General features: G+C 38.6%; 20 protein-coding genes. 13 read left to right on the top strand and 7 right to left on the bottom strand.

Annotation, left to right across the window (positions count from 1 at the left end):
* Positions 1 to 2: 2 nt before the first annotated feature.
* The 3 genes from R2Q84_RS19015 to R2Q84_RS19025 all read right to left on the bottom strand — a co-directional run bounded on the left by R2Q84_RS19015 (position 3) and on the right by R2Q84_RS19025 (position 6,309).
* Positions 3 to 4,334, bottom strand: coding sequence for a CusA/CzcA family heavy metal efflux RND transporter (locus tag R2Q84_RS19015; protein WP_316818177.1), 4,332 nt, complete (start codon positions 4,332 to 4,334; stop codon positions 3 to 5).
* A gap of 51 nt (positions 4,335 to 4,385) precedes the next feature.
* The gene (locus R2Q84_RS19020; RefSeq protein ID WP_316818178.1) at positions 4,386 to 4,757 is read right to left on the bottom strand and encodes a hypothetical protein; all 372 of its coding nucleotides are present in this window, start codon (positions 4,755 to 4,757) and stop codon (positions 4,386 to 4,388) included.
* 76 nt (positions 4,758 to 4,833) lie between these two features.
* Positions 4,834 to 6,309 carry an FAD-binding oxidoreductase gene (locus tag R2Q84_RS19025; RefSeq protein WP_316818179.1) on the bottom strand — a complete coding sequence of 492 codons (1,476 nt, stop codon included), beginning with the start codon at positions 6,307 to 6,309 and terminating at the stop codon, positions 4,834 to 4,836.
* Between the two features lie 131 nt (positions 6,310 to 6,440).
* On the opposite strand from R2Q84_RS19025, the gene R2Q84_RS19030 reads away from it, so the two are divergent.
* The 5 genes from R2Q84_RS19030 (at position 6,441) to R2Q84_RS19050 (ending at position 10,049) form a co-directional block, all read left to right on the top strand.
* Entirely contained in the window at positions 6,441 to 6,899 is a 459-nt protein-coding gene (locus tag R2Q84_RS19030; protein ID WP_316818180.1) for a MaoC family dehydratase, read from the top strand.
* An 83-nt stretch (positions 6,900 to 6,982) separates the two neighbouring features.
* Entirely contained in the window at positions 6,983 to 7,456 is a 474-nt protein-coding gene (locus R2Q84_RS19035) for a carboxymuconolactone decarboxylase family protein (RefSeq protein WP_316818181.1), read from the top strand.
* Positions 7,457 to 7,469: 13 nt separating this feature from the next.
* Complete coding sequence (locus R2Q84_RS19040; RefSeq protein WP_316818182.1) at positions 7,470 to 7,808, top strand: YciI family protein; 339 nt, start codon at positions 7,470 to 7,472, stop codon at positions 7,806 to 7,808.
* Positions 7,809 to 7,859: 51 nt separating this feature from the next.
* Positions 7,860 to 9,092 carry an RNA polymerase sigma factor gene (locus tag R2Q84_RS19045; protein WP_316818183.1) on the top strand — a complete coding sequence of 411 codons (1,233 nt, stop codon included), beginning with the start codon at positions 7,860 to 7,862 and terminating at the stop codon, positions 9,090 to 9,092.
* 135 nt (positions 9,093 to 9,227) lie between these two features.
* Entirely contained in the window at positions 9,228 to 10,049 is an 822-nt protein-coding gene (locus tag R2Q84_RS19050; protein ID WP_316818184.1) for a universal stress protein, read from the top strand.
* 94 nt (positions 10,050 to 10,143) lie between these two features.
* Here R2Q84_RS19050 and R2Q84_RS19055 read toward each other — a convergent pair whose 3' ends face one another.
* Positions 10,144 to 10,731 carry a YceI family protein gene (locus tag R2Q84_RS19055; protein ID WP_316818185.1) on the bottom strand — a complete coding sequence of 196 codons (588 nt, stop codon included), beginning with the start codon at positions 10,729 to 10,731 and terminating at the stop codon, positions 10,144 to 10,146.
* Between the two features lie 192 nt (positions 10,732 to 10,923).
* Here R2Q84_RS19055 and R2Q84_RS19060 point away from each other — a divergent pair, with 192 nt between their 5' ends.
* Positions 10,924 to 11,565: a hydrolase gene (locus tag R2Q84_RS19060; RefSeq protein WP_316818186.1), complete on the top strand. Its 642-nt coding sequence runs from the start codon at positions 10,924 to 10,926 to the stop codon at positions 11,563 to 11,565.
* 52 nt (positions 11,566 to 11,617) lie between these two features.
* Here R2Q84_RS19060 and R2Q84_RS19065 read toward each other — a convergent pair whose 3' ends face one another.
* Positions 11,618 to 12,133 carry an azurin gene (locus R2Q84_RS19065; protein WP_316818187.1) on the bottom strand — a complete coding sequence of 172 codons (516 nt, stop codon included), beginning with the start codon at positions 12,131 to 12,133 and terminating at the stop codon, positions 11,618 to 11,620.
* Positions 12,134 to 12,540: 407 nt separating this feature from the next.
* Here R2Q84_RS19065 and R2Q84_RS19070 point away from each other — a divergent pair, with 407 nt between their 5' ends.
* Positions 12,541 to 13,296 carry a carbonic anhydrase family protein gene (locus tag R2Q84_RS19070; protein WP_316818188.1) on the top strand — a complete coding sequence of 252 codons (756 nt, stop codon included), beginning with the start codon at positions 12,541 to 12,543 and terminating at the stop codon, positions 13,294 to 13,296.
* Positions 13,297 to 13,319: 23 nt separating this feature from the next.
* On the opposite strand, the gene R2Q84_RS19075 is transcribed toward R2Q84_RS19070, so the two are convergent.
* The gene (locus tag R2Q84_RS19075; protein WP_316818189.1) at positions 13,320 to 13,727 is read right to left on the bottom strand and encodes a Dabb family protein; all 408 of its coding nucleotides are present in this window, start codon (positions 13,725 to 13,727) and stop codon (positions 13,320 to 13,322) included.
* A gap of 13 nt (positions 13,728 to 13,740) precedes the next feature.
* On the opposite strand from R2Q84_RS19075, the gene R2Q84_RS19080 reads away from it, so the two are divergent.
* The 6 genes from R2Q84_RS19080 to R2Q84_RS19105 all read left to right on the top strand — a co-directional run bounded on the left by R2Q84_RS19080 (position 13,741) and on the right by R2Q84_RS19105 (position 20,121).
* A complete protein-coding gene (locus tag R2Q84_RS19080) occupies positions 13,741 to 15,558 on the top strand; it encodes a 7TM diverse intracellular signaling domain-containing protein (protein ID WP_316818190.1) in 1,818 nt (605 codons plus the stop codon).
* Positions 15,559 to 15,576: 18 nt separating this feature from the next.
* The gene (locus tag R2Q84_RS19085) at positions 15,577 to 16,212 is read left to right on the top strand and encodes a response regulator transcription factor (protein WP_316818191.1); all 636 of its coding nucleotides are present in this window, start codon (positions 15,577 to 15,579) and stop codon (positions 16,210 to 16,212) included.
* Between the two features lie 46 nt (positions 16,213 to 16,258).
* Positions 16,259 to 18,022, top strand: a complete 1,764-nt coding sequence (locus tag R2Q84_RS19090; protein ID WP_316818192.1) for a 7TM diverse intracellular signaling domain-containing protein — start codon at positions 16,259 to 16,261, stop codon at positions 18,020 to 18,022.
* 130 nt (positions 18,023 to 18,152) lie between these two features.
* On the top strand, positions 18,153 to 18,635 hold the full coding sequence (locus R2Q84_RS19095; protein WP_316818193.1) for a hemerythrin domain-containing protein: 483 nt from the start codon (positions 18,153 to 18,155) through the stop codon (positions 18,633 to 18,635).
* Positions 18,625 to 18,843 (top strand): hypothetical protein, encoded by a 219-nt coding sequence (locus R2Q84_RS19100; RefSeq protein ID WP_316818194.1) that lies wholly within the window; start codon positions 18,625 to 18,627, stop codon positions 18,841 to 18,843. Before R2Q84_RS19095 ends, R2Q84_RS19100 begins: the two co-directional genes overlap by 11 nt.
* Before the next feature lie 18 nt (positions 18,844 to 18,861).
* Positions 18,862 to 20,121 (top strand): OmpA family protein, encoded by a 1,260-nt coding sequence (locus R2Q84_RS19105; RefSeq protein WP_316818195.1) that lies wholly within the window; start codon positions 18,862 to 18,864, stop codon positions 20,119 to 20,121.
* 42 nt (positions 20,122 to 20,163) lie between these two features.
* On the opposite strand, the gene R2Q84_RS19110 is transcribed toward R2Q84_RS19105, so the two are convergent.
* Positions 20,164 to 21,972: an alpha-L-fucosidase gene (locus R2Q84_RS19110; protein WP_316818196.1), complete on the bottom strand. Its 1,809-nt coding sequence runs from the start codon at positions 21,970 to 21,972 to the stop codon at positions 20,164 to 20,166.
* Positions 21,973 to 21,987 lie beyond the last annotated feature (15 nt).

Here is a 21,987-nt window from a genome sequence, read left to right on the forward strand (position 1 = left end):
TGTTATTTTGATAAAAGGTAATTCAATTGAATAATACTGTTGTTCAAATCATTAATCGCATTTAAATAATCAAGGCCAAGCGATAAAGCCTGTTGATTAAGCACTGTCCACTCCAGGTAATTGATTTCTCCTTTTTGTAACTGCTTGTTCAATGTTTGGGTAATCTCCCTGGCATTTTTTAAAGCGCTACTTTCAAAATCATTTACGATCTCTTTATTTTTCTCAACCTGATTTACAGCATCGGCCAGTTCTGCCTGCAACTGTTTTCCAGCGTAGGTACTTTCATTTACAGCAATAGACTGCTGTGTCTCTGCCGATTTAATCTTTGCCTTTTGTGCACCATAAAAAATCGGTATACCAAGCCCCAGCTGAAAAGAATGAAACCTTGCTCCCCTATCGTAATTAAGGCCATTCTGAATACTCATGTTGTTATATCCTAGATTGATCTCCGGCAACAACTTTGACTTTTCTACTTTTATAGCAGCAGCTGCGGCACGCTCCTTTTGCAACTGAAGCTTAAGAAATGGATGGTTGTCTAATGCTGACCGATCGATAGTACTTAACTCTATTTTGTATTGTCCCGACTTTGGCAAACGTATTTCCTCACTGTTAATCAGCAACATAAATTGTTGCTGAAGCCCAATAAATTCCCTTTGCAACTCTTTTTTCTGTCGGCTAATCTGCGTCAATTGATTTTCAGCACTGGCCTTCTCCAGCATATTTGTTTCACCCACCTTGAAACGCAGATCTGCAATCCTTAAGAATTCCCTGTAAGTACTATCGATAGACAACAATAAAAGTTGCTTCTGATCTATAACCAGCATTTCATAAAAAATAGCTGTGGTCATTTTTTTAATCTCCGACTGTTTTAAATCTATGTCCAGCATTGCCATTTTCCAATCTTCGGATAATTTTTCTTTTTGCCGGCGGTACACGGTTGGGAAACTGAGGCTCTGACTGATACCAATAGCATCATCTGTTAAATCACTATTGAACTTCCCATACTGGCCGTTTAAACTAGCCTGCGGAATATCAACACCTGTCTTTATAAGCTGTCTGGCCTGTTCTGCTTTTAACTTCTGATTTTTAATCAACATATTTCCTGAAGCAGCACTGTCAAGCGCTTCAGTCAAACCAATTGGTCGTTGTGCAGCAGATGGTAAAAAGGCAAAGATTAACAGTGCTGCAGTAACAATTTGTTTTTTATGTTTACCCGTTTTCAACCCCTTTTCAAATGCGATATATAGTATTGGCAAAACGAAAAGTGTAAGCAACGTTGCAATCATCAAACCTCCGATAACCACAGTGGCAAGTGGGCGCTGTACAGATGCCCCCGCTCCGTTACTTAAAGCCATTGGTAAAAATCCCAGCGAAGCCACAAATGCGGTCATTAAAACAGGTCTTAATCGCGTTATTGTTCCCTGCATCACCACATCCCTCATATTTGTTTCCCCCGATTTCTTTATCCGGTTAAACTCCGCAACCAGTACAATTCCGTTTAAAACCGCTATCCCAAACAAGGCGATAAAACCAACGCCGGCACTAATACTGAAAGGCATTCCCCTTAGCGCAAGCAGGAAAATCCCGCCAATAGCAGATAATGGAATAGCTGTATAGATCAACAAACCATATTTTATGGAATCAAATGCAAAGTACAACAGTAGAAAAATAAGAATAAGCGAAACCGGAACAGCAACTGACAGGCGTGATTTAGCTTCATTCAGATTTTCAAAAGATCCTCCGTAACTAACGGTATATCCAGCTGGCAGCTTAATTTTTTGGCTTACCTTCTCCTGCAACTCGTTCACAATACTTTCAACATCACGTCCATTCACATTAAAACCGACCAGGACACGGCGTTGGGTATTTTCACGCTGTATCTGACTAGGACTATCAACAAGCTCTACGGTCGCTACCTGGCTCAAAGGAATCTGGTTGCCCGCCGATGTCGGAATCAGCAAGTTCTGCACATCAGTAATGTCCTTTCTATTTTCATTTTCGAGCCTTACCACCAGTTCAAAACGTTTCTCACCTTCAAACACCAGGCCTGTACTTTGTCCCGCAAATGCAGCATTGATATTTCTATTGACATCAGAAATATTCAATCCATATTTCGCTATGGCAGGTCTGTTGTATTTAATTACAATTTGCGGTGTACCGCTAATCTGCTCTACATAGTGCTCCGTAGTTCCTTCAACACTCCTTACGATATTGCCCAGCTGTTTGGCATAAATACCTAAAGTATCCAAATCTTCACCAAATATTTTACAAACTACATCCTGTCTAGCACCCGTCATCAGCTCATTAAAACGCATTTGAACAGGGAATTGGAAACTCGTGGTTACTCCCGGGACTTCACTGGCCGCTTTCCCCATCTTTTCAGAAAGTTCATCAAAAGAAGTTGCAGAAACCCATTCGCTTTTCTTTTTAAGGTTGATAATCATATCCCCCATATCCATTGGCAAAGGTTCCGTAGGCACCTCACTACTACCTATCTTTGTAACAATATTTTTCACCTCAGGAAATCTGGATTTCAGAATAGCCGCCACTTTCTCTACATTTTCGATTGTGGTATTTAAACTACTTCCTGAGAGTACCCTTGTTTCTACTGCATAATCTCCTTCTTCAATTGAAGGTATAAACTCCCCTCCCAATTGGGTCAGTAAGAAAACAGCAATAATAAACAAAGTAATAACCATCGCAATAATGGCCTTAGGAATGGTCAATGCACGTTCAAGCATCTTCTTATAGCCTTTTTCTACCTTTTCCATCAGTCGGTCTGAAAAGTTTTTCTTATCACTGACCGTCTTATTCAAAAAGATACTACTCACCATTGGAATGTAAGTCAATGACAAGATGAAAGCTCCTAAAAGTGCAAAAGCAACAGTTTGTGCCATAGGCTTAAACATTTTGCCTTCTATTCCCTGCAAGCTAAAAATAGGCAGGTAAACAATAAGGATTATGATTTGTCCAAATACAGCACTATTCATCATTTTAGAAGAAGCACTTTTTACTTCTTTATCCATTTCCTGCTGGGATAATGTCCTAAGTCCTGCAAACTTTTTATGGTGGGTCAGCTGGTGCATTACAGCTTCTACAATAATAACCGCACCATCCACAATTAGTCCGAAATCAAGTGCTCCCAAACTCATCAGGTTTCCACTTACACCAAATAAGTTCATCATGATAATGGCAAACAACATAGAAAGTGGAATAACAGAAGCGACCAAAAGACCCGCACGTACATTTCCTAAAAACAAGACCAATACAAATATCACGATCAATGCACCTTCCATCAGGTTTGTTTGCACCGTATCTATGGCGTTACTTACCATATCTGTCCGGTCAAGGAACGGTTCAATCACCACCCCCTCAGGCAAGGTTTTCTGAATCTCTGCAATTTTTGTTTTGATACTTTCAATAACCACATTGCTATTCGCCCCCTTTAACATCATCACAATAGCTCCTGAAACTTCACCTTCATCATTGTAAATCAATGCACCATATCTTGTTGCAGCACCGATTTTCACTTCAGCAACATCACGGATCAATAAAGGAACATTGCTGTTCGTATTTTTAATCACCACATTCTCAATGTCTTCTTTATTACCTATGAGTCCCTCGCTCCGAATATAAAGGACAGTAGATTGTTTTTCTATATAAGAGCCTCCGGTATTTTGGTTGTTACTTTCGAGTGCATTAAACACATCAGCAATGGTAATACCCTGAGCTTGTAATTTATTAGGGTTAATCGCTACCTCGTATTGTTTCAGCTTACCGCCAAAACTACTCACTTCAGCCACTCCTTTTACACCCAAAAGCTGGCGCCTTACTATCCAATCCTGAATAGTACGCAGTTCTGTGATGTTATACTTATCCTCATAACCCTTTTTTGGTTTTACAACATACTGATAGATCTCACCTAGCCCGGTAGAAATAGGTCCCATTTCAGGTTTCCCAATGCCATCCGGAATACTTGCCTGAACAGTAAGTAACCGTTCAGATACCTGTTGTCTGGCCCAGTAAATATCTACATCATCGTTAAAAACCAGTGTTACCAGGGAAAGCCCAAAACGGCTATAACTCCTGATCTCTTTAATTCCAGCAATATTACTGCTGGCCTGTTCCACTGGAAAAGTTACAAGTCTTTCAATATCTGTTGCTCCATACGACGGAGCCGAGGTAATAATTTGCACCTGGTTGTTAGTGATATCAGGTACCGCGTCTACCGGGAGTTTTGTCAATTCGAAAACACCGTATATGACTAACGCAATGGTAAACAGCGCAACTATGAGTTTATTCTTTACAGAAAACCCAATGATTTTATTCAACATAAAAAATTAAGTTTGATTTACTCTAAATACAATAAAAGCTAACCCAATGGGCTATACCAATGGATTAGAAGAATAAATCAAAGACTTAGGCGGCTGCCAGATACTGCCGGAAAATGCTGCCGGAACATCATCATCATTGTAGATTGATAAGGAATTAAAGACAATGATCGTTGGCATTTTTATGACGAATTTATCGGAAGGAGGAACAGCCGGGCTTGTTAAGACAGAGTTTTTATCAACTGACTTAAAAGGCAGTTGACTGTCACGTTCTTCATCATTATCTGTATGAGGAACAGAATTATAATGATCAATAAGGTACCGGGAAAAGCTAATATCTTCATTTATAGCTTTATGTTCGAAATAGTGCTGAAAAAGTAAAGGCAACTTAATTAGCTCCTGTAATTCCGTAGAAAAAAGAAGCATTATTAATGCTATAAATATGGAGACCTGCTTTTTCAAGACAGCAAATTTATAACTTTCTTTCTTTAAAGTTTGAGATCTATCGTTTATATTTTTCGTAGAACTGATTTCGAAAAACCAGCAATGGGTCGTATTTAAGTTTTAATTCAAAAAAAGATTCCGCATTCGGATAGGCTCTGTCCATCAATTCTTTGGTGGCGTGTAACCTGTAAGGCAAATAGTATGTTCCATTATAGCGAATCACTGTCACAATTAGCTTTTGCGTTAGCGCCTTCATTTCATACTCCGCAGTTTTATCTCTTTTTTGATTGAACAACATCACCAGGCCAAACACATCTTTTTTCGCGTAAGAGAGAAAAGTATCCTTATCAGTCATTACATTTCTAACAGTGATATTTAGTAAATCGACCTTAAAATCTGGTATAATCTTTTGAACCGCTCCAATAAACCCAGCCAATGAGTCACCCGGCACAAAATACTCGTGTAAAATATCTGTATAATTTGAGTCTCTGTTTTGAAATACTTCCACACCTTCGCTCAATAGTCTATTTCTGGAAAACTCCTTACCATTGATGGCTTTGGTAGCCATTTTTTCTATACGCCATCGTAAATCCTTACCGTAATCGCTATTTACAGATCCCCTGAACAGGGTTCTTCTCAAAGCCACAAAACTAAACTGATCTGCATTTTCTTTAAGTACTCCACCTTTCACAGTATAAGTCGACAGAATTGCCTCTTCCATAAAATGTCTGGGATTTATATTAATCCTTCCATAGGCCATTTCAACATTTGAACCATTTTCAACATATCTTTTAAATGCATTGAAATAGTCCTTACTCTGAACGACATACTGTTTTACAACATACACTTTATTATCTGTAACTTTCAGTTTTAAATCCAGGATCACACCAAAAAGGCCGTACCCTCCTAAAACCAAGGAAAATAATTCAGCATTTTCAGTTCTGCTGCATGTTAAGATTTGTCCGCCTGCATCCATCAATCTAAAAGACATTACTGTTGACGCAATTGGTGGTGAATTAGCTTGCCAACCATGACAGTTTACACTTACGGATCCGCCAACTGAAAAGGAATTATTCGATTGCATCACTTTAACCGATCTATTGTACTTATCTAAATAGCGCAATACATCAGACCACAATGCTCCAGCGCCAACAAGAAGTAAATTGTTAGTCGTATCCAGTTTCATGTAATTGAAACTTTTCATGTCCAGAACTATCCCATCTTTGTAAATCGTATGTCCACCCATGCTATGCCGGGCACCAGCAATTGAAATGGACTTTCTTTGTTCGGAGGCTATTTTAATCAGCTCTTGAATTTGCAAAGTACCTTCAGTAATATTGTTAGCTACCTGAACAACTGTATCCACCATTACTTCGTTTAAATTACTGGCATCCCGAATTAGACTGGATTTTTTTTCTATTGGAATCTTTTTTTCCTTTACATAAACCGACACGAGAAAAAAGACCGGGCTGAGCGCAAATAGCAACAATCCCAGAAGACTAAACCAAATAATTTTGCGTGCGTTAACTCTCATTAGGCATCTAAAATAATCAAATTGATAAATACATCTTGCTATTTAAAGTTTATATTGGCAATTTGGTATAAGTTGATACATTGGGTGTCAAAAGACAAATTTTAAAACAATTCTTAATCTATAATTAAAACATGTTAATAATCAACAACTTCGAAGAATATCAATCACATTTAGGTAAAGAATTAGGTGTTTCTAATTGGCATAAAATAGATCAGGACCAGATTAATAAATTTGCTGATGCCACATTAGATCATCAATGGATACATTGTGATACAGAAAAAGCAGCAACCGAAAGTCCTTTTAAAACTACAATTGCACATGGTTATTTAACATTGTCATTGATTCCATATTTATGGAAACAGATTGCGAGTGTTCGCAACATTAAAATGGAAATAAACTACGGTGTAGACGGTTTAAAATTTGGCCAGCCTGTTTTGGTAAATGATGAGGTTCAATTGAAAGCTAAATTGAACTCAATAGTAAATTTAAGGGGAATTACCAAGGTTGGTATTGAAGCTGTCCTGGTTATAAAAGGTCAAACCAAACCTGCTTATACCGGAGAAGTACAATTCCTTTATCATTTTATATAAAAAAAATTAAGCTTCCTGTCCAATTTCTTCAAGCCCATGCATTATTGTAGTGTAAATCAATAACACTTAAAATAATAATAAAAATGGAACAGAGAATTAATGCCTTTGAAAAAGGTCAAAATGCAATGAGAGCAATGTACGGTATCGGAGCCTATCTTGGGAAATGTTCAATTGAACAAGAACTGCTACACCTCATCTATTTCAGAGTATCACAAATCAACGGATGTGCCTATTGTTTGGATATGCATTCAAAGGACTTACTTGCAACAGGAACAACGCCACAACGTCTTTTTCTGTTAGATGCATGGCGGGAGGCGCCTTTTTTTAGTGCACGTGAGCGCGCTGCACTGGAATGGGCCGAAGCAGTAACAAAAATTAAGGATGGCAATGTAGACAATAGTGTATTTGAAAGCGCCAGGTCTCAGTTTTCTGAAGAAGAGCTAATCGATCTGACACTGGCTATTACAACTATCAACAGTTACAACAGAATCAACATTGCGTTTCGGACTGTAGCAGGAAGCTATACAGTTGGTCAACATAAAGTTCAGGTAAAATAAAAACCATAGTAAAATGAAAGATTTCATATTCATATTCCGACAGGCCAGTTACGACGTTAGCAATACTTCTACTGATGAAACAAATGCATTAAATAAAAAATGGAACGATTGGATAGGTGGAATAGCTGCACAAGGAAAATTAAAACCCCTTGGCGCCCGTCTGGAAGTTGCTGGAAAAGTACTCAAACCAGGTGGCGTAGTTACAGATGGTCCATTTGTTGAGATCAGAGAAAGACTGGGCGGTTTTATCGTTGTTACAGCAGATAGTCTGGAAGAAGCAACTACGCTGGCGCATGGCTGCCCTGCACTTGAGGCAGATGGTAGTGTTGAAATCAGACCCATATTGGGCTAAAACATTAACAAGAGCAGCTGCACTTTAATACAGCTGCTCTTACCATAACTTATGGAACAGGATTTTCTAAAGCATTTATTTCAACAGGAATTTACTAAGATGGTTGCTGTAATCAGTAAACGCTTTGGTCTGCAACATATAGAGATAGCCGAGGATATAGTGAGTGAAACATTTTTACTGGCTACAGAGAGCTGGGGAACAAAAGGTATCCCTGTAAATCCTGCAGCATGGCTCTACACTGTTGCCAAACAAAAGGCACTCTCCTACTTCCGAAGAAACAAGATTTTTGAAGATAAGGTCATCCCGGCGATTAACCGGCAACAGGATTTGTCTGATCCTCCCGGGGATTTAAGCTTTTCACAACAAAATATTAAGGACAGTCAACTACAAATGCTCTTTGCCATCTGTACGCCTGCAATTGCCAGTGAAGCGCAAATAGGATTGGCATTGCGTATTCTTTGCGGTTTCGGTATCGATGAAATCGCAGAAGCATTTCTATCTAACAAAGAAACCATCAACAAACGACTCTTCAGGGCAAAGGAGAAATTGCGTACAGAAAAGGTAGAACTGGTATTACCGACCGAAAATGAAATCCCGAAACGCCTGGATAATGTACTTCATATCATTTACCTGCTTTTTAGCGAAGGTTATTACTCCAAAACACAAAACCAGATTCTACGAAAAGACCTTTGTATAGAAGCATTACGCCTCGGGGTAATGCTCACTGAATATTTGAAAACCAACCTACCTAAAACAAATGCCTTAATTGCTTTAATGTGCTTCCATTCCTCACGTTTTGAAGCGCGACAAAGTAATGAAAGTGAGTTTGTGTTATACGAAGAACAGGACGAAAATTTATGGGACCAGCAGCTTATCAGTCAGGGTGTTCATTTTTTGAAGCTATCCGCCGGTGGCGAAGAATTAAGCACTTATCATCTGGAAGCTAAAATTGCTTATTGCCACTGTACAAAAAAAGATACTCCCGAAAAATGGGAAGAGATTTTACAGCTATATAATCAGTTATTGACAATTAATTACTCCCCGGCTGCAGCACTTAACAGGACATTTGCTTTATATAAAGCCAATGGAGCAGAGATTGCTTTAAAAGAAGCAGAAAAATTAAAACTTGAAAACAGCCATTTCTATTTTGTATTACTCGGGGAACTTTATAGAAAAACAGATAAGAAAAAGGCAGGAATTTGTTTTGAAAAATCACTGGCGATGGCAAAAACACCGCAGGAACAACTGCTTATCCGGCAAAAAATAAATCAACTCTATCAGTAAGTAATCATTATTAATTATCTAAATTTCACTTCGGACGAACTTTTTCACGTTTCAATCACAAATTAATTCATCTGGGTATAGTTATTCCTAATCGCATAAATACAACCTGTATTTTTAGAAATAACTATCAACACAATGAAGAGAATAATTATTGCCACTGATTTTTCTGTAGAAGCTGAAAATGCGATGCATTACGCAGCTGCTGCAGCCGCTGAAAGGAATTATGAAGTGATACTTTTCACCTTACAAAACATTTCCATTCATGCACTCAATTCAAGAATTTCTGCTGAAGGACTAGATCAACTTATAAAAAAATATCAGGAAAGACTTGATAAAATTGCTGAGAAATTGGCAGCCGACTATGGAATTACCGTCACTCCATATTTTGCAATGGGTGATTTTTACGAAGAGCTTCCAAAGTGTTTCGAAGCTTACAAGGCAGATATAGTAATTCTGGGAATGGCTCAAAAATCACTGGAACAGGATTTACTGGGAAACACAACTACCCAATCCTTACATCGCCTAACATTTCCGATCATGGCCATTCCCTTGTCTGCAAAATACAAAGGAATCAAAAACATCCTATTTGCATGTGACATCGTAAGAGGCGTTCATAAAGAAGTAATGGAGAATGTAAAATCTTTTTCGCAGGATTTTGGGTCAAAAGTTGAGGTTTTCCATGTATCCAATAAAGTCGCAGAATTGATCCAGGAAAAAACATCTAAAGCTCATCTGGAAGAAATAAAACAGGAGTTTAATGGAATTAGTTATCAGTATAAAAATGTTCAGTCACATGAAATCGTAAAAGCAATTAAAGACGAAGTAGAATTGATACAAGCTGATTTATTGGTAATGGTTCCGTACCGTTATGGATTCTGGGCTTCACTGGTACACAAGAGCAAAACGAGAGTAATGGCTTCCAACAACAGTATTCCTTTGCTTTCACTGCCACTCTAACTTACAAATATTTAACACACACAAATACCCTTTAAAAACGAAAAGACCCGTTCAAAAAATGAACGGGTCTTTTTTTATTCCATTTTAAGGATGATTATTTTTTAGCTACCAATTTCACTCCGATTTCAAACGTATCGTCAATTGCTTTGTCGCCAATGCTATCGAAGAATGATTTTGAACCATATCTGATATCATATTTGGTTCTATCTACAGTGATTTTACCAGCAAGCGCTGAAACAGTACCATCAGCATTAACGGCAACAGTTGCAGGGAAACTTAAAGGTTTAGTAATACCTTTGATCGTTAAGTTACCTGATACAGTTACATTCGCTCCTTTACCCGCAACTTTGGTAATCACAAAAGTCGAAGTAGGGAATTTAGCTGAACCGAAAAAGTCATCGGCTTTCAGGTGACCTTCTAACTTATCACTACCATCAGCATCTTTAATTGAAGTCATATCGATAACAAAAGTACCACCTGTTACGTTTTTACCGTTAACATTTAACGATCCTGATTTTAAAGCAATCGTTCCGTTATGTGCACCTGTTACTTTTTTACCAAGCCATGTAATGGTTGATTTTGTTGCATCTACAGTGTAAGGAACTGGTTTAGTAGGATTTTTAAAAGCTGACAATGCAACCACACCTGCTAACATTAAGATCATGTTGATTTTTAATTTCATTTTCTGGGTTATTAAATTTGAGTCAAAGATATGCCCAAAGTGTAACCTGTGCCATTGACCTATGTTAAGATTTTAAAATATCCGAATATTTCCGGCGTATTTATTTTGCTTTTTTTCATCCACTTACCCAATAAATTTGTTTTAGATAGCAGATTTGAACATCATTTTTTTTCACTATTAAAAACAAATATCATGAGTAGCTTACCAATCAGAGATCAAAAAAAAGATCAGCTTTTAACTCCTGAGAATGCCGCGTTAATTATCATCGATTATCAACCGGTCCAGGTAAATTCTATAGCCTCGATGGATAGACAATTGTTAATTAACAACATTGTCGGTGTAACAAAAATGGCCAGGCTTTATAACCTGCCTATTATTCTTTCTACAGTTAACGTGAAAACGGGCCTAAATTTCGAAACCATTCCCCAGTTGCGCAAAGAAATGACGGGGCTTCCCTCCTACGACCGTACCACCATCAACGCATGGGAAGATGCAGAATTCCTGGAAGCTATTAAAGCCACAAAGAGAAAAAAATTAATTATGACAGCATTATGGACCGAAGCATGTCTTTCTTTCCCAACATTAGATGCTTTAAAAGAAGGTTTTGAAGTTTATCCGGTTGTAGATGCCGTTGGTGGAACTTCATTAGCCGCTCATGATGCTGCTTTGAGAAGAATGGAACAGGCCGGCGCACAGCCGGTAAGTGTGGCCCAGCTATTCTGCGAGCTTCAGAGAGACTGGGCAAGATCAGAAACAGTTCCCGGATTTATGAAATTATTTATTGAGACAGGTGGTACAGCCGGCATTCAGTTCTCCTACGACAAATCAGAATAAGAATATCGCTTAATTCGAACTAAAATTCCGGCTGGTTTTTTCTGTCGGAATTTTACTCAACAATCAACTTACCTCTCATTGTAGCACTGTGACCAGGAAAAGTACAAATAAAATCATAGGTACCTTTTTCAGGCACAGTAAACTCGATTGTATCAGTTGCACCGCCAGCAAGCAATGCTGTATGAGCAATAATTTTATCACTTTCAGATTTAGGTATATAATCATTGTCTTTTGCTGTCAAAGCTTTTTTAACAAAATCTTCAATATCTGTACCTTTTTTCAGCAGCACAAAGTTATGGCCCATTACATTTTTATCCATTGTACCAATATGTGCAAATGTTAATGTAATCGGTTTTCCGGCCAATGCCTTTAATTCTGTTTTATCAAACTTCATCTGGTCGTGGGCCGACAAGGTTAACACATTGCTTATGGTCTCTTCAGCCGGTGGAGCTAATTCTTCTACAGGAGGACTGGTTGTTTGGTTTTTGTTAACGTTACCACCACCACATGAACTTAGGGTAAATGCAAAAGCGGCTATCATAACTGTAATACTAAGTGACTTTTTCATTTTGAATTATTTTAATTATAGTTTTAAAACAGTCTATAACAGATATAGTTTTCATCATATAGATGAGCGCAATCGAACTGCAAACACCCACTCCAAAAAAAACACAGAACAAGTTGATTATTAATAAAATATCATCGTATCTTTACTAAGAAAGGGATATGATTCTGGTTCGATAAACTTTAGGTTAGGTCTGGGGCAAACAGGTACCTCAACCCTACATGATAGGTACATTGTAGGTACATCGTAGGTGTAACTACGTACAAGGTACCTGTGATATACGGGTAATGTACTATTAACCTTCCTAATGAGATAAAGCCAAACCCTTCGTTAACAAAAGCAAAACACAATCTAACACACAATAAAACAACAAGTTAAAATCAAACAAAACAGTTCTTAATCTTAAGACAATGAACATTTCAAAACTATTTATAACCTTTCTGATCTTCGGAGCAACTGGTTTAACGGCATGCCAGAACAACTCCTCAAATGGCATGGCAAAAATGGATGATCAAATTGAAATTGATAGCGCTGATGTGCTTTCTGAAAAAACTTTAACAGCTGAACAACAAGCTGCATTAACGCCTGATACGGTCTTAACCATTTTAAAAAATGGCAATGAGGATTTCATTTCCGACGCCTTAACAGTCCGTAATAATTCAGTTAGAATTCGTGAAGCTGCACTTGGACAATACCCCAAAGCTGTAATTCTATCCTGTCTGGATTCACGTGTACCGGTAGAGGATGTATTCCATCGGGGAATTGGAGATCTCTTTGTAGCAAGAGTAGCAGGAAATATTATAAACGAGGATATTTTAGGCAGCCTGGAGTATGCCTGTAAGGTATCAGGAGCTAAGGTAATTGTTGTTTTGGGACATGAGCATTGCGGAGCTATAAAATCAGCAATAGATGATGTAAAGCTTGGGAACATTACATCTCTGCTATCAAAAATTCGCCCCGCAATAACCTCCGACAATATATTTAAAGGAGAAAAGACGGCTAAAAATGCAGCTTATGTTCAACACGTTTGCCTGGAAAACATTAAACTGAGTATCCTCAACATTCGAGAAAAGAGCCCAATCTTAAAGGAAATGGAAGCAAAAGCTGAAATTAAAATCGTTGGCGCTATTTATAAAATGGAAACCGGGAAAGTCGATTTTCTATAAGCGTATAAAATCAAACTGACTTTTTAGGCTTCCATGATATCATAAACGATCACTTTCTCCCACAAGTGACTATAGTTCTTAATAAACTCCAGATGTATTGGATGGGTCTGATAAGCTTGTTGTCCTTCAAGATCACTAAAGAACATTAACTCAGATACACCCCAGCTATTGTCCACGACATCACGTTTTTCCGTACTGGCAACAATGCCAACGTGTATTTCGCGTACCATTGGTATTTTTGAAAGTGATTTCACACCTGCGACCAACTTATCGCGATCTTCTTTTGAACCTGGATTTTTCAACCAGAAAAACACCTGATGTATCACTGGATATTTCTTTTTCATAGTAGCTAATGGCATTGCAGTTGCGATTGTCCCAACGGAAAGCGCAGCTGCAGTTCCAATAAATTTTCTTCTGTTAGACTTGTTCATATTTCATAAATCTATGAAAAATAAATCGATCATTTGTTTTACAGTTGGTGTTACAGGAAATCTTCATATTTATAGGTACTACTACCCATTTTCTATCGCTTTATGTTATTTATATTTGAATATGTTTCTAAGATGTATCTTTTGCATATTTTTATGGTTAACTGCAACAGGAAATGTTGTGGCAAAAGATATTATACTGACCAATTCCGAAGCATTCTATAAGATTAAAGATGTACGCCTCAGCAAAGACGCGGTATGGCTGGACATCAGACTGAAAAACAATTCCGCCTCAAATGACTGGTACATTCAAGTCCCTCCTCCTGTAAATGAAGTGGATTTATACACTGAGCGCAAAGACGGTGGATTTAACCACATAAAACTAAACGACAAAACGCTATATCCCAACAGGCCTGTAAAAGTGAATGGATTTATCCTGCCACTCAGCTTAAGTAAGGGAGAAAACAGGCATTACTACTTGCGCATCAAAAACAATTATAAACTTAAAGTTCCGATTTATGCAGGCACACTGGAAGCGATTTATGAGGAAGAGCATTTCAAGAATATAATAAACGGATTTATGTTCGGTGCTTTACTGGCATTGATGATCTACAACCTTTACATTTATATCGCCATCAAAGACAGATCTTACATTTACTATTTAGGGTATATCTTTTTCAGTATTGTCTTTTTAATGATCTGGAATGGCTATTTTACACATTGGTTGCCTACTTGGAGCTTGCGGATACTAACGGGTTCCTCTGCCGCTGTACTGATATTTAGCATACTGTTTACCAATGGTTACTTACGTACCGCACATTATGCCCCTATCCTTTTCAACTTCCGAAAATGGCTGATCATGGCTTTTCTTGTTCCCGTAGCAATTGATCTGGCAGGTTTTTATGTATTTGCTTTTCAGTTGTTACAAGCTTCTTTATGCATAGCCATTGCGTACTGGTTGGCCGCAGGCTACTTTAGCTTAAAAAAAGGCTTTAAACCAGCAGCTTATTACCTGGTAGCTTTAGGTTTTCTACTGATGAGTTATCTGTTTTATGAAGGATTCCATTCTTCTATGAGTCTTCAAATGGGACTCTGCCTGCAAGCACTGACATTGTCATTTGCGCTGGCCGTAGACCTGAATAATTTGAAAAAAGAAACCATGCATCTGCAAAAAGCTATGATAGCGCAAACTGCCGGATTTTCAAAAGACCTCATCATCGGTCAGGACAATGAGAAAGAAAACATTGCAAACGAGTTGAATAGTTGCATAGGCCAGCAACTTGTATTACTCAAAAACGAAATGTTTGTACTGGAAAAGCGAGCACATGGCACACAGCAGGCACTTTTTAACAGCATAACTAAAGACATCGGAAAAGCCATTGAAGAGGTAAGCAATGTTTCTTTCTCTCTACGACCTTATCAAATGGATGCCCTGGGACTAAAATGTTCGGTTGAACGCCTTGCTAAGGATATTGAGACCGATACAGAAACTGCCATTCATCTCGATATTGATGAGACTGGTCAGATACTGGATAAAGTGACGGAAATGAACATTTACAGAATGATACAGGAACTACTCAACAACCTGATCAAGCATGCATCTGCAAAACATTGCTGGATTAACATTAAAAACGGAAAAGATTATTTAACATTCTTCTATCGCGATAATGGAAAAGGATTTGATCCCAGCACCATTTCATCCGGACTTGGTTTATCTGGGATCAGGGAACGATGTACTGTAATAAATGCCAGTATAAGCCTGGCTAGCAAACATGGTTCAGGAACAAAGATTAATATTAAAATACCTCATAAAATCACGACAGCTTCATTGTAGATAAATAATTACAGACAGATGAAAACAACAATATTAATAGCCGACGATCATCCCATATTTCTCAAAGGGCTCAAAGAAGTGATAGAATCAGAAAAGGATTACGAAGTTATTTTCGAAGCCAAAAATGGACTCGAAGCATTGGCTATCGCTCGTACCCGTCATCCTATGGTAACCATATTAGATATAGATATGCCAGAAATGAATGGTTTAATTGCTGCAGAAGAACTGATCAAAATAATTCCGGATGCAAATGTAATCCTGCTCACCATGCACAAGGCAAAAGATACATTTTTGCGTGCACTTGACGTTGGAGTTGCCGGCTATGTACTGAAGGAAAATGCCGTAGTAGACATTATTCAGGCAATAGAGGCTGTCACAAGTGGAAATTCTTATATCAGCCCGGAAATGAGTTCCTTTCTGCTGAGTCAGCGAAGAGCAAGCCACAATCCAAACTCAAATGAATTGCTAAGTACATTGACTCCCTCGGAAATGAAGATACTGAAAATGGTAGGTAGTTATAAAAGTACAAAAGCTATCGCAGATGAACTGTTCATCAGTGAGAAGACCGTATCCAATCACCGGATGAATATTTTGAGAAAACTCAATCTTACAGGTAAGAACAGCTTGCTGCGCTTTGCCATCGAACAAAGATAATATGGGTAAAGGTCCCTTTAGCGCTTTTTTGTTAATACTGTCCACATTGCTGTTATACAGTGTGAGCTCAGCTTATGCGCAGCAAGTAGAGCTTAAGGATAGCGAAAAAAGCTACGTGATCAGCTATCCCTTATACTTAGTTGATAAAAATAACAATTTAAAGCCCGGACAAATACTAAATAATACAAACTTTAAACCCGCTAAATTTCCTACGCTATCTTTAGGTGCAACAACAGCTTCAGTCTGGGTTAAAACCCATATTGTAAACCACAGTAAAAAAACAGACTGGCATATCCAAATTAACAGTCCCCCTGTATTGCAATTGGTAGAAGTTTATCAGAAACAGTCCAATCAACTTGTCAAAATATTCACCTCTTATGCCAACAAGCCGAAATCGGCAGGCGACGTAAGAGTAAATAACTTACTGATTCCAATATCTATACCAACAGGTTCGGAAACAGAGTATTATATCCGGGCCACCAGCAATAATATATTGAGACTTCCTTTAAAGATCACTACTCTACAAAAGACCTTTGAACAAGAATATCTGCCCGATTTACTGAATGGCATCACATTCGGTATGTTAATGGCCTTTGCCCTTTACAATTTATTCGTTTACATACTTACAAAAGAGCAACCTTATCTCTATTATTTAGGTTACATTCTTTTCTGGAGCCTGAACCTGTTTTTTTACAATGGTTTCTTACCAGATATTTTCACTTCATTAATCTGGCTAAACAGTGCAGGTACAATTATATCCATTGCCAGTCTTTTGAGTGTCTTTTTTACCAATTCATTTCTACAGACAAAAAAAAACAGTCCGTTTTTCTATCAGATCAGAGGACTGATGAGTTTCCTTTCTCTTTTGATACTATTTACCGACATTTTTTGGAAAGGAGCTTACTCCTTTATACTCATACAATATTTAATGTACCCATTTTTCTTTTACTGGTTTGGTGCAGGCATATTAAGTCTAAGAAATGGCTACAAACCCGCTCTTTATTTCATACTTGGTTTTGGTTGTCTGATGCTCGGTAATGCGGTATATAGTTTAAAAGACCTGGATGTCCTTCCCGACAATCTGTTTACCCGTACAAGTATGCATTGGGGAACATTGCTGGAAGCATTAATTCTTTCCTTCGCCCTGGCCAGCAGGCTTAACTTCTACCAGAGAGAAAAAGAACAGATCCAGATAAAATCCATTGAGGAAAAAAGAAATTTCCTGAAAGAACTCTTGAAACGGCAAGAACAGGAAAAGAAAAGGATAGCGATGGAATTGCACGACAATATTGGTCAGCAACTGATCCTGATCAAAAACAAATCCTGGAGATTACAACAACTTAGTGAACAGCCATTAAAAGAAGAAGTAACCCATTCCATCGATCATGTAGCAGAGATTATGGTCAGTGTACGCAGTATACTTCATCGTTTAAGACCTTATCAAATGGATCTGCTGGGCTTAACTCAAAGCATCAACGGAATGATCGCTGAAGCCTTTGCAGATTATCACCTGGAACATGAAAAAACAGACGATATAAATCAGCTCTTCAATAGCGATGAGTCCATGCACATTTTTAGGATCATCCAGCTTTTAACAGATGGTATCCTTAGCAGTGTTCCTTTTAATCAAATCAATTTCACAATAACCCGCCTGGATTCCTATGTCGAGTTCCAGTTTGACCTTACAGGTCATCAACAGCCATTAGGTAACTTCCCGGATATCAACAACAGACTGGAACTGCTCAATGGTACCCTTAACAGGACAGGTACCAGTATCAACGTGTGTATTCCATACAGCAGCAAAAATTAGGTAGTAATACCTAGATAGTTGAACAATATCCCCTATTTCATTCCCCGTTATTCCAGCCTAATTTTGAATTGTATGTTCAACTGATTTAAATCAGGATGAACGATGCTTAAAAACATTAAAACTACAATAAATGAAGGCAACACAATTTAACCTGTTTAAGAGTGCACATAGAGGACTAAGGGCCTTATTTGCCGATACGCTGATACAACTTCAAAAAACAGACTTTTCAATAGCGGAGGAAGCCGCAGCAGCTATTGAACGTGTAAGAGTGGTTTTACAGCAGGTTCAGGCGCATAGCAAATGGGAAAATGATTTTATTTTCCCCGCATTAGGAAAAGAGTGTCTGAGTATGACTGATTATTTTACCAGCCAGCATTACCATAATGATACTTTAACGCTGAGTCTGGACATTCTGATCTGCGAATTTGAAGAAATGAAAGCCGATGCCCAAAAGGAATCAGCGGCAAATAACATCCTCTGCGCCTTTATAGAGTTTATCGCCTATAACTTCAAACACATGAATATGGAAGATCAGCTGATCAACCCCTTATTGTGGATCAAATACACCGACACGGAACTTGAAATTTTAAAAACATATTCAAATGAACATTAGCAACAGATTTACGCAATACGCCGCAGGTGCCTTTTTCCTGCTGGCCTGCTCCTGTGGGCAGTTAAATTTTGAGCCACAGAAAAGCAATACCGACCTCCAGCCAGCGGGTCTTAAAGTTATTGCCGGCACAACAAATGAAACACCTAAAAAAGGCTGTCAGGTGCGAAAAATCAGTCTCGAAATTTCCCTTTTTACCAATCAATATTAAACACATATCACAACCATTATGAAAAAATTAATCTTCATGTCGGCCATGCTACTGGCCGGCAGCAATTTAATGGCCCAGGGCTTTTTAAACAAACTTAAACAGAAAGCAGAGAACATAGCAACCAAAACAGTAGAAAATGCTATTGAAGGGAAAACGAAGAAAACCACAGCTGTTTCTTCAGAAACAGGAAAGACAAATGATGGATCTCCCAACAATGAAAACAACACCAGTAGTAAAAAGACTTCCCTAAGTAGCACCACCAGTTATGACTTTGTTCCGGGCTCAAAAGTCCTCCTTGCTGATGATTTTTCACAGGACGCCCTGGGCCAGTTTCCCTTAAAATGGTATACCAGAAGTAAAGGAGAAATTGTCACGTTAAATACTGCTAAAGGTAAATGGCTAAGGCTCTATCCAGGTACTTTTGTTAGTCCTGTTGTAAACATAGGTGAAAATGCCACAATTGAGTTTGATCTGATTATGGACTGGCCATTGGCAGGCGGCTACATGGTGCCAGCCATTAATTTTGCCTTTTATGACCGGGGAAACAAGAGCGAGATCCTCTCGTATGATTACAGACTGAAGAACTGCCTGAAATTTGGCATCGCCCCTTATCGGTCTGAAGCAGCTGTACAGCTAACTTCTTATGAAAACGTAGCGAAAAAGCTTGAAACAGATAAATACAAAGTCGCTAACTTCGACAGAAAAGTGGGCAATGTCATACATGTGGCCATCAGTATTCAGAAGGAAAGAGTCAGGATCTGGCTGGATCAGGAAAAGGTATTTGATCTGCCCCAGGCAGCCCCATTAAATGGCAATTTAAATCAGCTTAAACTGGATATGTCGAGCTCGAACTATACCAATGAACAATTGGGTTACTACGTATCTAATTTCCTATTTGCAGAAGGAAGTGCCGACAGCCGTTCAAAACTACTGACCAATGGTAAGCTGGAAACCAGCGGAATCCTCTTTGCAACGAACTCGGCAGAAGTAAAATCTGACAGTGAAGGAACGATAAAAGAGGTTGCCGGTGTCCTGAGCGAAAACCCTGATTTAAAAATCAAAATTATAGGTCATACCGACGCTGACGGTAAACAAGAGGCAAACCTGGTATTATCGAAAAAGCGAGCTGAATCCGTACGAAATGTACTGGTTAATGATTATAAAATCAAAGCCTCCCAGATTGAAACAGACGGAAAAGGATCTACGTTACCAGTTAGTGAAGATTCAAATGAAGCAGGGAAAACCAAAAACAGAAGAGTGGAGTTTATAAAAATATAAACAGAAAACAGCAGGGGAAGTAATCCCCTGCTGTTTCCAAAATTAAATTGGTTTTAATGTAATTCTACTAATTTCTGGCATCGACTTACCATCAACCTTGCCCGCCTTTAATTCAAGTCTCAAAGAAGCAGTACCTAAAGCCTGTTGTGATATTTCTATCACTCCAGCCTCCATTTCCTTGAAACCTTCATCTCCAGCTGGAACAATACAATTCAACATATTATTTTCCAGACTCAGTGAGAATGTTCCTGCTGCATTTGCTGCTGAGAAATAGTTAACCAACACTTTATATTTTCCCGGTTTCTGAATTTTTAAATCCCAAAAAGCATGATCATTTTTATCCGTCCAGAAAGCAATTGTATTTGGCCGGTTTGGGTCATGCGTAGATGCACCTTTCAACTTAATCCCACCCGTACCTGTTAACTTCGCATTATTAGCCGTAAGCACAATACTTCCATCTTTTAGCGAATTTACTTTATCTGCAAGTACAGCAGGAGCCCCTTTGATTTCAGCTACAACCACCATTGGTTTAGGTCCCTGGAAATCTGCAGGTAATTGAATCGTTTTACCATTGCCCGTTGTTTTAACAGTTAACATTTTACCTTTTGCACCTAACACATAGGCTTTATGAATAGCGCTGGACAAAGGCACCTCCAATACTCCGTTTGCGGGTGCATTAAAAATCTCAAGGTATAACTTTCCGGGCTTTTGCGTACAGTACCCCCAGTCCGTCGACTGAAATGGGCTTGCGGACGTACCATAAACTGCTTCATTGTTCACTTTCATCCAGGTTCCTATTTCCTTCAATATTTTTACCGCCGGCGCAGGAATCTGACCTGCTGCATCGGGGCCAATATTTAACAACAGGTTACCTCCTTTACTCACTGTTTCCAGGAAAAGGTTCATCATTTTATCATAAGACTTCCAATTCTGATCATGGTCACTATAACCATAACTTTCGTTCATTGTGTGATTAACTTCCCAGTCCATACCGGGTAAACCTGCTGGCGGAACATATTTTTCCGGTGTACCTATATCTCCATTTTTGTTTTCCAAACCATCCCAGAAACGGTTGTTTACAATAATACCTGGTTGCCATTTTTTAAGATCCGTCAGAATCCTTTTGGTTCCCCAGGTTTCGCCCTGGGTATCCTTCGAACTATAGTCCAGCCACAACACATCCATTTTTCCATAATTGGTGGCCAGTTCTTTAATCTGGTCGTACAAATAATTTTTATAAACCTCATGATTTGGTTTGCTTCCAGAAATAACAGGATTAATTTTAAATGTATGATAAGCATCTGGGTGCTGCCAATCGATCAGCGAATAATATGCACCGGTTTTCAATCCTGCCTTTCTAAAAGCAGATATGGTTTCCCCATACAGATCTCTCCCCTTCGGAGAAATATTGGTACCACCCGTCACCGGATTATTCAGTGAATATGGTGCTTTACTGTTAAATATATTGAAGCCTTCATGGTGTCTCGAAGTAATGACCATATATTTCATTCCTGCTTCCTTTGCCAACGATGCCCATTCCTCCGGTTTAAACTTTGCTGCTGTAAACTTAGGTTTCAGCGTTTCACCATATTCTTTACTTGGAACGTTTGCCCAGTTCTGAATCCATTCTGCATAATGCTGAGGATAAACTTTGCCATTCCATGAACCTCCAGCTGCACTATAGAGCCCCCAATGAATAAAAAGACCAAAACGAGCCTCTCTAAACCATTTCAAACGTTGATCTTTAGTTTCAGCCCAACCTGCAACTCCCTCATAGGGCTTTGATTCCTGGGCAAAATTATACGATGCTGTACCTAACAGCAGAATAAGTAATAAAGTGTGTTTTTTCATTATTAAAGTGCTAAC

The sequence above is a fragment of the Pedobacter nyackensis genome (assembly GCF_032678475.1).
Lineage (GTDB): Bacteria > Bacteroidota > Bacteroidia > Sphingobacteriales > Sphingobacteriaceae > Pedobacter > Pedobacter nyackensis_A.

Excerpts from the sequence above, each read along its gene's own strand:
- R2Q84_RS19060 (WP_316818186.1), top strand. The coding sequence starts at position 10,924 with ATGAGTAGCTTACCAATCAGAGATCAAAAAAAAGATCAGCTTTTAACT.
- R2Q84_RS19095 (WP_316818193.1), top strand. The coding sequence starts at position 18,153 with ATGAAGGCAACACAATTTAACCTGTTTAAGAGTGCACATAGAGGACTA.
- R2Q84_RS19110 (WP_316818196.1), bottom strand. The coding sequence starts at position 21,972 with ATGAAAAAACACACTTTATTACTTATTCTGCTGTTAGGTACAGCATCG.
- R2Q84_RS19105 (WP_316818195.1), top strand. The coding sequence starts at position 18,862 with ATGAAAAAATTAATCTTCATGTCGGCCATGCTACTGGCCGGCAGCAAT.
- R2Q84_RS19080 (WP_316818190.1), top strand. The coding sequence starts at position 13,741 with ATGAAAAATAAATCGATCATTTGTTTTACAGTTGGTGTTACAGGAAAT.
- R2Q84_RS19020 (WP_316818178.1), bottom strand. The coding sequence starts at position 4,757 with ATGCTTCTTTTTTCTACGGAATTACAGGAGCTAATTAAGTTGCCTTTA.
- R2Q84_RS19030 (WP_316818180.1), top strand. The coding sequence starts at position 6,441 with ATGTTAATAATCAACAACTTCGAAGAATATCAATCACATTTAGGTAAA.
- R2Q84_RS19065 (WP_316818187.1), bottom strand. The coding sequence starts at position 12,133 with ATGAAAAAGTCACTTAGTATTACAGTTATGATAGCCGCTTTTGCATTT.
- R2Q84_RS19025 (WP_316818179.1), bottom strand. The coding sequence starts at position 6,309 with ATGAGAGTTAACGCACGCAAAATTATTTGGTTTAGTCTTCTGGGATTG.
- R2Q84_RS19045 (WP_316818183.1), top strand. The coding sequence starts at position 7,860 with ATGGAACAGGATTTTCTAAAGCATTTATTTCAACAGGAATTTACTAAG.
- R2Q84_RS19055 (WP_316818185.1), bottom strand. The coding sequence starts at position 10,731 with ATGAAATTAAAAATCAACATGATCTTAATGTTAGCAGGTGTGGTTGCA.
- R2Q84_RS19015 (WP_316818177.1), bottom strand. The coding sequence starts at position 4,334 with ATGTTGAATAAAATCATTGGGTTTTCTGTAAAGAATAAACTCATAGTT.
- R2Q84_RS19085 (WP_316818191.1), top strand. The coding sequence starts at position 15,577 with ATGAAAACAACAATATTAATAGCCGACGATCATCCCATATTTCTCAAA.
- R2Q84_RS19075 (WP_316818189.1), bottom strand. The coding sequence starts at position 13,727 with ATGAACAAGTCTAACAGAAGAAAATTTATTGGAACTGCAGCTGCGCTT.
- R2Q84_RS19040 (WP_316818182.1), top strand. The coding sequence starts at position 7,470 with ATGAAAGATTTCATATTCATATTCCGACAGGCCAGTTACGACGTTAGC.
- R2Q84_RS19035 (WP_316818181.1), top strand. The coding sequence starts at position 6,983 with ATGGAACAGAGAATTAATGCCTTTGAAAAAGGTCAAAATGCAATGAGA.
- R2Q84_RS19050 (WP_316818184.1), top strand. The coding sequence starts at position 9,228 with ATGAAGAGAATAATTATTGCCACTGATTTTTCTGTAGAAGCTGAAAAT.
- R2Q84_RS19070 (WP_316818188.1), top strand. The coding sequence starts at position 12,541 with ATGAACATTTCAAAACTATTTATAACCTTTCTGATCTTCGGAGCAACT.
- R2Q84_RS19100 (WP_316818194.1), top strand. The coding sequence starts at position 18,625 with ATGAACATTAGCAACAGATTTACGCAATACGCCGCAGGTGCCTTTTTC.